Annotated in this window: 11 protein-coding genes and 1 other RNA gene; 10 read left to right on the top strand and 2 right to left on the bottom strand. The window is 38.6% G+C overall.

The window, feature by feature from the left end; genetic code table 11:
- Window positions 1-72: 72 nt before the first annotated feature.
- A complete protein-coding gene (gene hcp, locus J7E81_RS14140; protein ID WP_215043054.1) occupies window positions 73-1,362 on the top strand; it encodes a hydroxylamine reductase in 1,290 nt (429 codons plus the stop codon).
- A gap of 42 nt (window positions 1,363-1,404) precedes the next feature.
- Here the strand turns inward: hcp and J7E81_RS14135 are convergent, their stop codons facing one another.
- On the bottom strand, window positions 1,405-2,103 hold the full coding sequence (locus J7E81_RS14135) for a Crp/Fnr family transcriptional regulator (protein ID WP_215043052.1): 699 nt from the start codon (window positions 2,101-2,103) through the stop codon (window positions 1,405-1,407).
- Between the two features lie 172 nt (window positions 2,104-2,275).
- Here J7E81_RS14135 and J7E81_RS14130 point away from each other — a divergent pair, with 172 nt between their 5' ends.
- The 8 genes from J7E81_RS14130 to J7E81_RS14095 all read left to right on the top strand — a co-directional run bounded on the left by J7E81_RS14130 (window position 2,276) and on the right by J7E81_RS14095 (window position 11,499).
- Window positions 2,276-4,579: a DEAD/DEAH box helicase gene (locus J7E81_RS14130; protein WP_215043050.1), complete on the top strand. Its 2,304-nt coding sequence runs from the start codon at window positions 2,276-2,278 to the stop codon at window positions 4,577-4,579.
- Window positions 4,570-5,820, top strand: a complete 1,251-nt coding sequence (locus tag J7E81_RS14125; protein ID WP_215043048.1) for a ribonuclease H-like domain-containing protein — start codon at window positions 4,570-4,572, stop codon at window positions 5,818-5,820. The genes J7E81_RS14130 and J7E81_RS14125 overlap by 10 nt, the downstream gene beginning before the upstream one ends.
- A 397-nt stretch (window positions 5,821-6,217) precedes the next feature.
- Window positions 6,218-6,637 carry a CotD family spore coat protein gene (locus tag J7E81_RS14120; protein WP_215043046.1) on the top strand — a complete coding sequence of 140 codons (420 nt, stop codon included), beginning with the start codon at window positions 6,218-6,220 and terminating at the stop codon, window positions 6,635-6,637.
- Window positions 6,638-6,761: 124 nt separating this feature from the next.
- Complete coding sequence (locus tag J7E81_RS14115; protein WP_251028644.1) at window positions 6,762-7,322, top strand: SLOG family protein; 561 nt, start codon at window positions 6,762-6,764, stop codon at window positions 7,320-7,322.
- A 131-nt stretch (window positions 7,323-7,453) separates the two neighbouring features.
- Window positions 7,454-7,756 carry a cell division regulator GpsB gene (gpsB, locus tag J7E81_RS14110; RefSeq protein ID WP_098530451.1) on the top strand — a complete coding sequence of 101 codons (303 nt, stop codon included), beginning with the start codon at window positions 7,454-7,456 and terminating at the stop codon, window positions 7,754-7,756.
- A 79-nt stretch (window positions 7,757-7,835) separates the two neighbouring features.
- Window positions 7,836-8,238, top strand: an RNA gene (gene rnpB, locus J7E81_RS14105) — RNase P RNA component class B.
- Window positions 8,239-8,404: 166 nt separating this feature from the next.
- Window positions 8,405-9,544 (top strand): THUMP domain-containing class I SAM-dependent RNA methyltransferase, encoded by a 1,140-nt coding sequence (locus J7E81_RS14100; protein ID WP_215043045.1) that lies wholly within the window; start codon window positions 8,405-8,407, stop codon window positions 9,542-9,544.
- Window positions 9,545-9,573: 29 nt separating this feature from the next.
- Window positions 9,574-11,499: an ATP-dependent DNA helicase gene (locus tag J7E81_RS14095; protein WP_215043044.1), complete on the top strand. Its 1,926-nt coding sequence runs from the start codon at window positions 9,574-9,576 to the stop codon at window positions 11,497-11,499.
- A gap of 136 nt (window positions 11,500-11,635) precedes the next feature.
- On the opposite strand, the gene J7E81_RS14090 is transcribed toward J7E81_RS14095, so the two are convergent.
- A complete protein-coding gene (locus tag J7E81_RS14090; RefSeq protein ID WP_215043043.1) occupies window positions 11,636-12,328 on the bottom strand; it encodes a Crp/Fnr family transcriptional regulator in 693 nt (230 codons plus the stop codon).
- Between the two features lie 217 nt (window positions 12,329-12,545).
- On the opposite strand from J7E81_RS14090, the gene J7E81_RS14085 reads away from it, so the two are divergent.
- Window positions 12,546-14,909, top strand: a complete 2,364-nt coding sequence (locus tag J7E81_RS14085; RefSeq protein WP_215043042.1) for a nitric-oxide reductase large subunit — start codon at window positions 12,546-12,548, stop codon at window positions 14,907-14,909.
- Window positions 14,910-14,927: the final 18 nt, after the last annotated feature.

Genomic DNA, 14,927 nt, shown 5'->3' with positions numbered 1-14,927 from the left:
ATTTTAATCACATTTAACAAGTAAGAAAATTTGTACGCTAGGAAAGAAATATAATGAAAGTGGGGAAGTTACATGTTCTGTTATCAATGTGAACAAACACCAACTGGCGGATGCAAGGTAATCGGTGTTTGTGGTAAAGATGAAACAATCGCCAGCTTACAAGATACGATTATTTTTGGGTTAAAAGGAATTGCGGCCTACAGAACACATGCCAATCAACTAGGGTATACGGACCAATTTGTGGATGCCACAACACATGAAGCACTTTACATGACATTAACTAATTCAAATTTTAACGTACAGGAACATATTGATATGGCTATGAAGGTGGGACAATCTGCTGTCCGCGTTATGGAAATGCTTGATGAGGCCCATACAAAACGTTTGGGAATTCCAGAACCAATCCGCGTTAGTCAGAATAAAATTGAAGGCAAGTGTATCGTTGTTACGGGACATAACCTATTCGCCTTAGAGGAATTATTAAAACAAACTGAAGGAAAAGATATTAATATTTATACACACTCTGAAATGCTTCCTGCACATGGCTATCCTGCCTTGAAAAAATATGCACATTTAAAAGGTAATATAGGTAAAGCTTGGTACGACCAGCGCCGCTTATTTGAAAAGTTCCCAGGAGCTATTCTAGCTACTACCAACTGTGTAATGCCAATTAAGGGTACATATGCTGATCGGATGTTTTCCTATGAAGTTGCTGGACTTGAAAATGTTGAAAAAATTGTGAATGATGATTTTACCCCATTAATTAACAGAGCATTGGAGCTTCCTGAAGCAGCGATTGAATCGGAAGAAACATTACTGACTGGATTCCATCATGAAACCGTTTTAGGTTTAGCATCAGAGGTTATTGATGCTGTGAAAGCAGGTAAAATTAAACGCTTTTTTGTTATTGCAGGATGTGATGCACCTGGAAACGGCGGAGAATACTACCGAGAGCTTGCTACATCTCTTCCTCCTGAAACCGTTATTTTAACAACTTCCTGCGGTAAATTCCGCTTTAATGATGTCGATTATGGGGTAGTACCTGGAACAAACATCCCAAGGTATATTGATTTAGGTCAATGTAATAATTCCGGTTCAACCGTGAAGATTGCCTTAGCATTAGCGGATGCGTTCGGCTGTGAAGTCAATGAATTACCAGTTAGTATCGTCTTATCTTGGTTTGAACAAAAAGCAGTAGCGATTCTGTTAGGTCTATTCAGTTTGGGAATTAAGGACATTAGAATTGGACCTAAACCGCCTGAATTTATTTCAGAAGGAGTTCTTCAGGTCCTTCAGGATACTTTTAATCTTAAATTAATCGGTACAGCCAAAGAAGATATGGAAGAAATGCTTCAACTGTAATTATAAGAAGAACACCGCAGGCCTAAAACCGCGGTGTTTTTCTTATAGTATATTTAATTCCTGCATCAGCATAGTTATATCCAGAATCATGTTTCCTTCATGGTCTAGTTCTATTAATTCCTCTTTTTTCATTTTCGTCAATGTCCGGCTAATGGTTTCCCTCGTAGTTCCAATCATATTGGCAAGATCTCTATTCGTAAACTCTGATTTCAGTTGAATCGTACCATTCGTCTGCTCGATTCCATGTTTCTGAGCTAGACGAATAAGTAGCTTGATAATTTGTTCATATGTATTGTTTAAAATCTGTTCCTCTAAGCGATTTTGTAAATCAACAATTTTCTCGCCAAGCACCTTAAACACTTTAATACAGAGCTCTGGATTTTCGATTAATACCTTCTCAAATTTTGAAATAGGAACTGCAATAAGAGTAGAAGGCTCTAGCACTTCTGCATAGGCAGGATAATCGCCCTTTCTAAAGAATCCAACGTGGGGGAACATTTCTCCTTTTTTTGCAATCGCCACAATTTGCTCTTTACCACTTATATCACTTTTATAGATTTTTATTTTTCCATCAAAGATAAAATAGACGTTTTCGAGTGGATCGCCTTGGAGAAAGACATGACTATTTTTTTTCCACTCCCTGGCAATCGAAATATTCGCTATTTTGGTCAATTCAAAATGGTCTAATTCACGGAAAAGGGTAAAACCTCCTAGTACACGTTTTATATCTTCTATTTTCATATAATCACCTTTCAAATCAAGTTCATTTATTTTATATTGTAACAAAATATGGTCATAACATTTACTCTATCATAATGGTAAAAGGTTACAATCCTGTTAATGAATTAAATTTTATTTTATCTCTTTAATAACGAACGTCTATTCGGTAAAATAAGAGTTATGAGGTGAGAACATGAAGCTGAAAAAAAACCTGCAGGAAATCCTTGCAGATTTAAAAATAAACGACGAGTTTAAAGAAAATATAGTTACATGGCATACGATTGACCACAAGCCAGCCCAATCGGTAGACTTGCCAGAGGAACTTCATCCTGTTCTAAAGAAATCTCTTTCTCTTAGAGGAATTGGCCAGCTCTATACTCATCAAAAATCAGCATATGATGAGATTATTAGCGGACATAGTATTGTAGCTGTGACACCAACTGCCTCTGGAAAGACACTTTGTTATAATTTGCCGGTGTTACAAACCATTTTGGCAAATCCTAATGCACGAGCTCTATACATTTTTCCAACTAAAGCACTTGCACAAGATCAAAAAAGTGAAATTAATGAAATTATTGAAGCGTCCGGCGCTGACATAAATAGTTATACGTATGACGGAGATACTCCCGCAAACATCCGCCAGAGGGTAAGAAAAGCTGGACATGTAGTCATTACCAACCCAGACATGCTTCATTCTGCGATCCTGCCGCATCATACAAAATGGGTATCCTTATTCGAGAATCTTAAATTTGTTGTTATTGATGAGCTTCATACATACCGCGGTGTGTTTGGCAGTCATGTTGCCAATGTAATCAGAAGATTAAAGCGGATTTGCCATTATTATGGAAGCAATCCTGTGTTTATATGTACTTCTGCCACTATTGCTAATCCTTTAGAACTTGCGGAGAAGTTAACTGAAGAGAAAATGACGTTGATTAATAATAATGGTGCACCAAGTGGAACGAAACATTTTCTCTTTTATAACCCTCCGATAGTGAATAAGCCATTAAATATTCGCAGAAGTGCAACACTTGAGGTTCGTAAACTAGCAGGGACACTATTGAAAAATAAGATTCAAACGATTGTATTTGCTAGAAGCAGAGTAAGAGTGGAAATAATTCTGACTTACTTGCAGGAATTAGTTAAAAATGAGTTGGGTGCAAAATCAATAATGGGGTATCGCGGCGGATACTTGCCAACAGAACGAAGGAAAATTGAAAAAGGCTTACGTTCAGGGGATATCTATGGGGTTGTGAGCACGAATGCTCTTGAACTGGGCGTGGATATTGGACAGCTGCAGGTTTGTATTATGACAGGCTATCCTGGGACGATATCGAGTGCTTGGCAGCAAGCAGGAAGAGCAGGCAGAAGACATGGCGAAGCTTTGGTTATAATGGTAGCTAGTTCGAGCCCGCTTGATCAATACATTATTCAAAACCCTGATTACTTTTTTAATAAAAGTCCCGAAACAGCAAGAATTAATCCAGATAATCTTATTATTTTAATTGATCATATGAAATGCGCTGCTTATGAGCTGCCATTTAAGACGGGTGATTTGTTTGGTAATGTGGAAACCGACGAGTTACTAGAATACTTAGCAGAGGAACGTGTGCTCTATCGAAACGGTGAAAAATTTTTCTGGATGAATGATTCATTCCCAGCTCATAACATTAGTTTACGGTCAGCTTCACAGGAAAATGTTATAATCGTCGATCAATCAGATATAGCTCATGTGAAGGTCATCGGTGAAATGGATCGTTTCTCCGCCATGACACTGCTCCATGATGAGGCCATTTACTTACACCAAGGAACACAATATCAGGTAGAAAAGCTCGATTGGGATGAGAAAAAGGCATTTGTTCGTGAAGTCGATGTAGACTATTTTACAGATGCCAACCTGGCAGTTCAATTAAAGGTACTAGAGGTTGATAAACTTCAAACACTGTCTAAAGCAGAAATAGGGTATGGCGATGTCAGTGTCCGGGCGATGGCTACTATTTTTAAAAAGATTAAATTTGAAACACATGAAAACATTGGGTCCGGTCCGATTCATCTCCCAGAGGAGGAGCTTCATACAAATGCTGCATGGATTTCGTTAAGTAAACCGTTAGTAGAAATGGGACAAGAGCGTCTCGAGCAGGGTCTTATTGGCGCTGCACATGCCCTTAATCATATAGCTCCCTTATTTGTCATGGCTGATCCTCAGGATATCCACGTTATACCCCAAGTTAAAGCAGATCATAATGAAAAGCCGACAATTTTCTTTTATGATCGTTATCCGGGCGGGATTGGATTAAGTGAAAAAATATATACAGGAATGTCTGAAGTATTTAATGAAACCTTAAAAATGATCCACCGCTGCCAATGTCAGTCAGGATGTCCTTCTTGTATTGGCATGGATGCTGTTAGTGAAACAGCAAAAAATGATACGGTTAAGATTCTTAAGACATTTCTGCAAACTCCACGTTTAGGTGAGGAAGTTGCAACATGTCACTAAAAAACAAATTGAATCGTTTAAAACCGCATCTGTCGGTTGGTGCGCATTCTGAAAAGGAAACAAAACATCTTCCTGAAGGTTCTGTATTTGAAATCCCTTATCGTGATAAATGGGAACAAGAACATGTCTCTCCCTATTTCTTAGATGAAAATTATTGTTTAATTCGAGAAATAAGATACCCTCTGTCCTATCAGCATGGGCACTATCAGTTTCAAGATTTACGAACGGCAGTTAATTGCTGGAATAAAAATGAAATTAACCATCCAATATCGTCTAAAGGGCATAGTGTGGAAGAATTATTCTTTTTTGACACAGAAACGACCGGGCTTGGGGGCGGAGTTGGAAATACCATTTTTATACTTGGTTATGCTAGTGTTTTTGGGGAGGAGCTTATTTTAAGACAGCATATTTTGCCAAATCCTGGTGCTGAGGTTCCACTATACCAAAGCTTTTTGGAAAAAGTGAACTATCGAACTCTTGTCACTTACAATGGAAAATCGTTTGATTGGCCACAAGTGAAAACACGACATACGCTAGTCAGAGAACATGTCCCTAAACTGCCTGCTTTTGGACACTTTGATCTTTTCCATGCGGCTAGAAGACTCTGGAAACATAAATTAGATAGAATGAAGTTGTCCATTGTTGAGAAAGAAGTATTGGGAGTAGAACGAATAGATGATATACCGGGCTATCTTGCACCGATCATTTATTTTGATTTTATTGAAAGCAAACAACCTGATGGAATGCTTGGTATCTTAAAACATAATGAAATCGACATCTTATCCCTTGTTACGTTGTATACTCATCTAACATTTCAGCTCTCAGGATTGGACCTGAATCAAACACGCCCTGAGACTTATGAAATAGGACGCTGGTTTGCTAGCTTAGGAGAAACGGAACAAGCGAAAAAGGTCTTAACCACCCTAACAAAGGAACAGGATATAACATCCAAACAGGCAAAACTACTCCTCGCCTATCAGCAAAAAAAAGAACGTAATTGGAGCAGCGCACGAAATTTATTTTTAGAAGTTGTCGATTCTAAGGATTTGCAAATAAGATCAGAAGCCTGTATTGAGCTGGCCAAAATCTTTGAGCATAGGATCAAAGACCTTCCAAAGGCTCTCAAGTATTGTCAGGAAGCCATTCATTCAGTATCTGCTGATCCAAAAAATGAAAATAAGCGGTTACTAGACCAGCTGCAAACCAGGCTTTCACGCTTGGAAAAAAAATACGATAAATGATCCTAAATAAGCTGAACGTTCACTGATTTTTGCCGAGCTATTCAGTATGATTAGTATTTGATCGGTATGTCACAAAATTTTAATATTTTTTATGGGGAAAACCAGCATTCCCATATTGTTTATCAGGCTTGAAAAAGGTAAAATTGAAAATTGAGTTGAGAAAAAAACGACTATAAAACTTATGGAGCTGGTAGTATGTATAAAGCAATTCTTTTCTTATTTTTTATTGTCGTCTGTTTGACTGCCGTTGTGTTAACAAGTCTAAAAGACAGCTTTTATACTATGTTATAAAAACAGCATAGCTAAAATCAAAAAATAGGTATTTTCATTAGTACAAGAGTCACTCCTTTAACATAGGCTGTTAATGTAAACAGAATATTTGAAGGGAGATTTTCATATGTATCTAGGAACTAATTTTTTACCTCCAGTCATTCATCCGACGCAACAAATTGTGAACCATACGTTTTCAACAACGGTGGTGCCACATATTCATCCGGTTCATACAACCACAGTGAACCACCACATGTTCCAACATAAACATTATTGTCCACACACTGCATCATGTGCAGAAGAGTGCTGCAATCAGCACATTGACTGCTGTAACACATGTGCACCAGCAGCGGCTCCAATGCCAATCGCACCAATGCCAAATGCTGTACCTAATGCACCAGGCTTTGGTGGAATGGGTGGTCCGGGCTTTGGATCAAGTGCAGGCTTTGGACCAGGCGGGCCAGGCTTTGGACCAGGCGGACCAGGCTTTGGACCAGGACCAGGCTTTGGAGCAGGGCCAGGATCTTTTAGAGGCCGCAGACCATAGTAGTTGGATTGTCTTGCAAGGGCTTTTAGCCCTTGTTTTTTATTTTCTATTTATTATATGTTATGTTCTTTGTAATAAAATGTTTGTCCCAATTTTAAATAATTTTAAAAAAAGGAGAAAGAGTTTGGTAAAAGTTTTAGCCATTTCCGGTTATAAACCTTTTGAATTAGGGGTATTTAATAAGGACCATCCATCTGTTCAATATATCAAGGCAGCTATAAGAAAGGCGTTACTGCCCATGATTGAAGAAGAATTAGAATGGATCTTAATCAGTGGTCAACTAGGTGTAGAACTTTGGACTGCCGAAGTGGTCTTTGACTTACAGACTGAATATCCTGAGTTAAAGCTTGCGGTGATTACTCCGTTTTTAGATCAGGAATCGAACTGGAATGAAACCAATAAAGAGTGGTATTCAACGATCTTAATGCAAGCGGATTTCGTCGATTCTATTACGAAAAAAGGGTATGAAAAACCATGGCAATTTCGCTTGAAAAATCAATTCTTTGTGGAAAAAAGTGAAGGCCTGCTGCTGCTGTATGACCATGAAAAAGAGGGAAGCCCTAAATATTTGTACGAATTAGCATTAGACTATCAAAAACAGCACGATTATCGAATCGAATTAATTACGTTTTACGATTTGCAAATGATTGTTGAGGAAGAACAGTTTAAGCAATCTGACTTTTAAGGAGCAGGATAAGTGGGTGCCATATATGAATGAAATGTTGACACAAATCCTGAATGTAAAAGAAAATTGACAAAAGGACTTATTTTTGGAAAAATAATAGGTAATGATTGGCTAAACTTGAGGTGATTTGTATGTTGGCTGATAAGGTCAAATTAACAGCTAAGGATATTTTAGAAAAAGAGTTTAAAACTGGTGTTCGTGGTTATAGACAAGAAGATGTGGATAAATTTCTAGATTTAATTATTAAAGACTATGAGACGTTTCATCAAGAAATTGAGGATCTCCAGCAAGAGAATCTAAGGCTTCGTAAGCAGCTTGAAGATACGTCAAAAAGGCAGCCGGTTGCACAGCCTGCCGGAACCACCAATTTTGATATTTTAAAAAGATTGTCTAATCTAGAAAAGCATGTTTTTGGTAATAAACTTTACGATTAACATTTTGTACCGCAGTTTCCTAATAAAAACCATTGTATATTCAACAAGAAATACATATAATAAGAAAGTATCATTAATGACGTTCGGGTAATCGCTGCGAGGAGCTTTAAGCGAATCGTTGAGGAAAGTCCATGCTCGCACGAGCTGCGATGCTCGTAGTGTTCGTGCCTAGTGAATTCATAAGCTAGGGCAGCTGAGTCTAGCATTTAGTTGACGGCCGGGAAAATACCTAAGTCCCAACCGGATATGGTATGAATACCTATAAAAGTGCCACAGTGACGTAGTCTTTCTGGAAACGGAAAGGGTGGAACGGGTAAACCCCACGAGCGAGAAACCCAAATTATGGTAGGGGCGTTTTCTCTGAGGAATTGAACGAGGAGAAAGACAGATTCAACTTGAATCTGTAGATAGATGATTACCACCTGTGTACGAGACCCAAAAGGTCGTTTGCAGTACAATGGTACAGAACATGGCTTACAGAACGTTATTAATGTTAAAAATGCTGGATATTAAGGGCTCTCCTAATATGGGGAGCTTTTTTATTGCAAACAACTGCATTCGTTTGCGGCATTTTGTCAATAATGTAAGCGATAAGTTGAACGATAAGCGTACTAATACATACATTTGAATTTATGTAAGGGTGAAAATATGGGAAAATATCAAATTATTGCAACTGCAGCGATGGGGTTAGAAGCCTTAGTTGCGAAAGAAGTACGATCACTTGGTTATAATTGTGAAGTGGAAAATGGCAGGGTTACCTATTCTGGGGATGAGTCTGCGATTGCACGAAGTAATTTATGGCTTCGAACGGCAGACCGCATTAAAATTAAAGTTGGCGAATTTAAGGCTTTTACGTTTGATGAACTGTTTGAAAAGACAAAGGCACTTCCATGGGAACATTTTTTGCCTGAAGATGCAGAATTCCCTGTTATTGGAAAGTCGGTTAAATCAAAGTTATTCAGTGTTTCAGACTGTCAGGCCATTGTTAAAAAAGCAGTGGTTGAACGTCTGAAAAAACAGTATAAGCGAAATACCTGGTTCGAAGAAAGTGGTGCGCTATACCGGATTGAGGTTGCTTTGTTAAAAGACGTTGCAACTATAACAATTGATGCCAGTGGGAGTGGACTCCACAAACGAGGTTATCGGATTGATCAAGGGGAGGCACCGCTAAAAGAAACATTGGCAGCTGCCCTCGTAATGTTAACAAATTGGCAGGCTGATCGGCCTTTTATTGATCCTTTTTGTGGTTCAGGTACCATTCCAATTGAAGCAGCAATGATTGGGCAGAATATTGCACCGGGATTTAATCGAGAATTTGTTTCTGAAGCTTGGAAGTGGATGTCCGAAAAGGTCTGGGAGGAAGCCCGGATGGAAGCCGAGGATTTGGCAAAGTACGACCAGCCATTAGACATTAGCGGCTCTGACATCGATCATCGTATGATTAATATAGCGGAAGGTAATGCCGTAGAAGCCGGGTTTGGTGATTTAATTAAATTTAAACAAATGCAGGTTCGAGATATATCAACAAGTAAAGAGTACGGGGTTATTGTAGGAAACCCTCCATATGGGGAGCGGCTTGGAGATAAAAAGGCCGTCGAGCAAATGTACAGGGAAATGGGACAGGCTTTTAGTAAACTCGATACCTGGTCAATTTATATCATGACTTCGAATGAAGATTTTGAGCAATTATACGGAAAACCGGCAACAAAGAAACGGAAGCTGTTTAATGGATTCATTCGGACAGACCTTTATCAATATTGGGGCAAGAGACCCCCGCGGAACGAGTAGGAAAGAATTTTTATGGGGGAGGGGTTTACATGCACAACAGAATGCCGTTTGAAATTTCAAAAACGGAGTCTTTTTATGACAAGTTGGGGGAATGGATTGGCGACCTATTTTATGATGTTTTACCGGAAGCAGGTTTTGAACTAAGAGACGAACAAATTTATATGGCTTTTCAATTAGAAAAAGCCTTTAAAGAGAAAAAAGTAATGTTTGCCGAGGCAGGAGTAGGAACGGGAAAAACCATCGTATATCTACTGTATGCTATCATGTATGCCCGTTATACGAATAGGCCTGCAGTGATTGCTTGTGCTGACGAAACATTAATTGAACAACTGGTTAAAAAAGAAGGAGATATTGCAAAGCTTGAGAAGATTTTAGATTTGCAGATAGATGTACGTCTGGCAAAATCAAGGGATCAATATCTTTGTTTGAAAAAACTTGACCAGGTCAAAAACAATAATTTTTCGGATGAGATTTCAGAGGTTTATCAGGAACTTCCTGATTTTGTCCATTCGGTTGGATCCATGCAGTCTTTTGAAAGATATGGCGACAGGCGGGATTACCCATCCCTATCGGATGAAGTTTGGAGTAATGTGAATTGGGATGCACTTCAGGATTGCTTCTCTTGTGATAAACGTCATCGGTGCGGCTTAACTCTGCACCGGGAATATTATCGACATGCCGCTGATTTAATTATTTGTTCTCATGATTTTTACATGGAGCATATTTGGACGAAAGAATCACGAAAACGGGAAGGACAGCTTCCGCTGTTACCAGAACATTCCTCTGTCGTATTTGATGAAGGACACTTGTTGGAATATGCGGCACAGAAAGCATTAAGCTACCGTTTTACGGATTATACATTAGATACATTACTAACTAGGCTAATGGAAAACGAAGTCCGTGAAAAGACGTTATATACGATTGAAGAGGCGCTTTTGGCAAATGAGGCATTTTTTGATGCTATTTCTCAGTTTTCTTCCCAATCACAAGGATCTGAAAAACAAGTCATCACTAAGCATCCATTGGTGATGAAAACCTGTCGAAAGCTGCTGTCAACCTTGCAGGCACTTGAGGAAGAACTGGTTTTTGAAAGTGAGTTATATGTGATTAATGAATATGATCTGAAAATTGTTGAGGAATATTTAGAACAAATTACGTATTCACTATCATTATTTCTTCAAGAACTGAACGGGATTACCTGGTTCGAAGAAAAAGGTGGAGAAAGAACCCTTGTGATTATGCCTAAAATGGTCGAGGAAGTAATGCGTGAGGAAGTATTTTCACAGAAGAAACCGTTTATTTTTTCCTCAGCCACACTTTCAAATCATAAGTCTTTTGAATACATGGCCAATAGTCTTGGCGTTAGCGAATACGTATCTTTTTCCGTGGCGTCGCCATTTGATTATGATGAAAAAATGAAAGTATATCTGCCTCGTTTTCCAAAGGATGGGATCGATAGGAAGGTTCAATATTTAATTAAGCAAATTACTCAGTCTGAAGGACGAGCATTAATCCTCCTTAATAACAATGAAGAATTATTAGTTCTTAAGAAGCGGTTTTCAGGTTCCTTTCCTTACCCTGTATATTTTGAAGGAGATGAGGAGATTAGCACATTGGTTTCGAAATTCCAAAATGAAGAACATGCTGTGCTTTGTTCAATTCATTTATGGGAAGGGCTTGATATTCCAGGCAGATCGTTAGAAAATGTCATTATTTTTTCCCTTCCGTTTCCTCCTAATGATCCGGTTTTTACTGCTAAAAAGAATGGGCTTACTAATCCCTTTTTAGAAGTAGACTTACCCTATATGCTTCTCCGGCTTCGCCAAGGAATTGGCAGGCTAATTAGGACTGAAAAGGATGAGGGAACCGTTCATATCCTTCTCGATGATGATCTGGACGTAACTGTGCTGCAAGAAATAAAAGCCGTCCTGCCAACAGATCCAATCGAAAAATAAAAGAAAGCGGAAGTTTAAGTTACTTCCGCTTTCTTTTTTTAATATGGCTGAGCTAAAGGTTATTGTTGATTTTTAGCATGTTGAATGGAGCGAAGCCGCCTGGAGCGGAAATCAACATTCAAGTTTAACTCAGCCTTTAATAAAATAATTCCTGTTCAAGAGCCTCACGGTTGATTAAATAAAATCCATTCTCATCTTGGGAAACCAATGATTTCTTTTTAACCTGGGTAATCGTTCTGCTGACGGATTCTCTTGAGGTTCCAATCATTTTCGCTAATTCACGATTAGTGAATTGAGTCGTTAATTTATAAAGCCCGCCAACCTTTTCTCCATTAGATTTACATAATCGAACAAGCAGTAAAATGATTTGTTCATACGTATTATGAAGGACTTGTGCTTCAAGCCTTCCTTGCAAGTCCACAATCTTTTCACCTAATACTTTAAACAGCTTAATACATAATTCTGGATAGGATATTAATATTTTTTCAAATCGATCAATAGGAATGATGATAAGCTCGGCATCCTCCAAAACCTCCGCGTATGCTGGGTATTTCCCCTTCCTAAAGAAACCAGCATGGGGGAACATTTCACCAGGTCCTAACACAGAGATTAATTGTTCTTTCCCCGTTAAATCGGATTTATAGATTTTAATTTTCCCTGAGTGAATAAAAAACACCCGATCAAGAGGATCGTCCTGCATAAAGACGTACATTCTATTTTTATAAAAACGCTCCTGGGTAATTTTTACAATTGGATCAAGTTCTTTAGCTGATAACTCTTTGAAAATCGGCACGATTGATAATCTTTTAACAATATCCTCACATTTCATTAACAACACCCCATGTAAGTCATTTATCTTCTTTAAGTTACATTTTAGCAGTGTTTACCTTGTAATTAAGTGACCCCCGTCATAGTGTCACATCTTTTGATACTCATTCTCAATGATGTGAGAAAAATCACAGGGATACGATGAGGGAATTCACTCTATAAGTGATCCTCCACCGTTACAATAATAAATGTGAACAAATAAGAAAGGATGAATTTGGATGGAACTACAACGGGGGAAAACATTGAACAAAGTGTTGAATACAAATCGAAATGGTTTGTTAAAGTCAGTTTTAATAATTACTATTTTACTAAGCTTTACTGTCTTGCTTGCCGGGGGCTATTGGATATTTAAAGAACAGGCTCCAAGACCATTGCAGGTAACAAATGAGAAGGGTGAGGTTCTTTTTACAAAAGAGTCAATTATGGGAGGGCAAGCTGTTTTTCAAAAGTATGGTTTAATGGATTATGGAACAGTATTAGGACATGGTTCTTACATGGGGCCGGATTATACGGCTGAAGCCCTTAAAATCTATACACAAGGAATGCAAGATTTTAAGGCAAAGGAAAAATACAGCAAAGATTTTGCTGCCCTTAATGGTGAAGAAAAATCGGTTATTAAAAATAATGTGATTAAAGAAATGCGAAAAAATCGCTATGATAGTGCTAAAGATACAATGAAATTAACAAATGCCCAAGCCTTTGGTCTTGAAAAGGTAAGAGAACATTATCAAGACGTGTTTACTAAGGGAGACGGTTGGGGGTTAAAGGCCAATCTGATTAAAGAAACGGATATGCCTGAAAAGAACCGGGCATATGTGGCGAAAGGTGACCAAATTACACAAATATCTGATTTCTTCTTTTGGACCGCCTGGTTATCAAGTACAGTCCGAAAAGGTGATACCATTACATATACTAATAACTGGCCTTATTACGAAGATGCCGGTAACCACCTTTCTTTTTCTGCGGTATGGTGGAGCGGTGCCAGTATTACACTATTTGTATTAATGGTAGGGATTATCCTATTTGTGTTTTACCGTTATCAGTTTGGGATGAAGGAAGCATACAAAGAGGGGAAATTCCCTAAAATCGATTTACGAAAAATTCCTGTAACAAGTTCACAAGTAAAGAGTGGAAAATATTTTGTTATTGTGTCTGTGTTATTTTTTGTTCAGTGTATGTTTGGTGCTTTACTGGCCCACTACTATATAGAGCCTGATAGTTTCTTCGGTATTAAGTGGATTCATGATATACTGCCATTTAATATTACCAAAGGGTTCCATCTACAACTGGCTATTTTCTGGATCGCAACATCCTGGCTTGGAATGGGTATTTATGTTGCGCCGCTTGTGGGTGGATATGAACCAACGAAACAAGGACTTTTAGTCGATATCTTATTCTGGGCACTGGTTGTCCTTGTAGGCGGCAGTATGGCAGGAGAATGGCTTGGTCCGAAGGGGTATTTAGGCAATAATTGGTTCCTGCTTGGAAACAATGGCTGGGAATATATTGAGTTAGGACGGATTTGGCAGTTAATTCTAATTGTCGGTATGCTAATCTGGCTGTTTATCGTTTACCGTGGAATTCGGGCAGGCTTAAAAAGAGAGTCTGATAAGGGTGGATTAATTCATTTGTTATTCTACTCAGCCATTGCGGTACCGGCGTTTTATATCTTTGCGCTATTTATTAATCCTGGGACTAGTTTCACATTTGCAGACTATTGGCGCTGGTGGATTATCCATCTCTGGGTTGAAGGGATTTTTGAAGTATTTGCTGTTGTCGTTATTGGTTTCTTGATGGTTCAATTAGGACTTGTCACTAAAAAATCTACGGTCAGACAGCTATATTTTCAATTAATACTTTTATTAGGCAGCGGTGTGATTGGAATTGGTCACCACTATTATTACAATGGGTCTGCCGAGGTTTGGCTGGGTCTTGGGGCCGTATTCTCAGCCTTAGAAGTTATCCCATTGACATTATTAATTCTTGAGGCATACGAACAATATAAAATGATGCGGAAAGGCGGGATTGAATTCCCATATAAAGGGACATTTTGGTTCTTAATTTCTGTCGCCATCTGGAACTTAGTAGGTGCAGGTGTGCTAGGATTTTTAATCAATCTTCCGGCAGTAAGTTATTTTGAACATGGGCAATTCTTAACGCCAGCACATGGTCATGGTTCCATGATGGGGGTTTACGGGATGTTTGCCGTTGCAGTACTTCTGTACTCATTGCGTAATATTGTCCAACCCGAGTTTTGGAACGATAAATGGATTAAATTTAGCTGTATTATGCTCAATATCGGCTTGGCAGGTATAGTCTTCTTATCCTTACTTCCTGTTGGGTTCATTCAAATAAAAGAAGCTTTCCATCATGGATATGCAGCATCCCGTTCAGCAGCCTTCCTGCAAAAAGACCTTGTCCAAAAACTCTTAACCTGGCGGGCGGTGCCTGACACCATATTCCTTATTGGTGTAGTGGTATTGTTGGTTTTCTGCATTAAGGCACTGTTTCATTTACGTAAACCAACGCATAAAGAGGGAGAACAGCTTCCTGTTAAAGATTTAGCGCTGGATGAAGAATAAGAGGTGAAAATCCGCAAA

It is taken from the genome of Bacillus sp. ISL-18 (assembly GCF_018613415.1).
Lineage (GTDB): Bacteria > Bacillota > Bacilli > Bacillales > Cytobacillaceae > Neobacillus.
This window is presented reverse-complemented; position numbering and strand designations above follow the sequence as displayed.

Coding starts and splice junctions, on each gene's coding strand:
- J7E81_RS14100 (WP_215043045.1), top strand. CDS start 8,405: ATGGGAAAATATCAAATTATTGCAACTGCAGCGATGGGGTTAGAAGCC.
- J7E81_RS14085 (WP_215043042.1), top strand. CDS start 12,546: ATGGAACTACAACGGGGGAAAACATTGAACAAAGTGTTGAATACAAAT.
- gpsB (WP_098530451.1), top strand. CDS start 7,454: ATGTTGGCTGATAAGGTCAAATTAACAGCTAAGGATATTTTAGAAAAA.
- J7E81_RS14090 (WP_215043043.1), bottom strand. CDS start 12,328: ATGAAATGTGAGGATATTGTTAAAAGATTATCAATCGTGCCGATTTTC.
- J7E81_RS14125 (WP_215043048.1), top strand. CDS start 4,570: ATGTCACTAAAAAACAAATTGAATCGTTTAAAACCGCATCTGTCGGTT.
- hcp (WP_215043054.1), top strand. CDS start 73: ATGTTCTGTTATCAATGTGAACAAACACCAACTGGCGGATGCAAGGTA.
- J7E81_RS14120 (WP_215043046.1), top strand. CDS start 6,218: ATGTATCTAGGAACTAATTTTTTACCTCCAGTCATTCATCCGACGCAA.
- J7E81_RS14135 (WP_215043052.1), bottom strand. CDS start 2,103: ATGAAAATAGAAGATATAAAACGTGTACTAGGAGGTTTTACCCTTTTC.
- J7E81_RS14095 (WP_215043044.1), top strand. CDS start 9,574: ATGCACAACAGAATGCCGTTTGAAATTTCAAAAACGGAGTCTTTTTAT.
- J7E81_RS14130 (WP_215043050.1), top strand. CDS start 2,276: ATGAAGCTGAAAAAAAACCTGCAGGAAATCCTTGCAGATTTAAAAATA.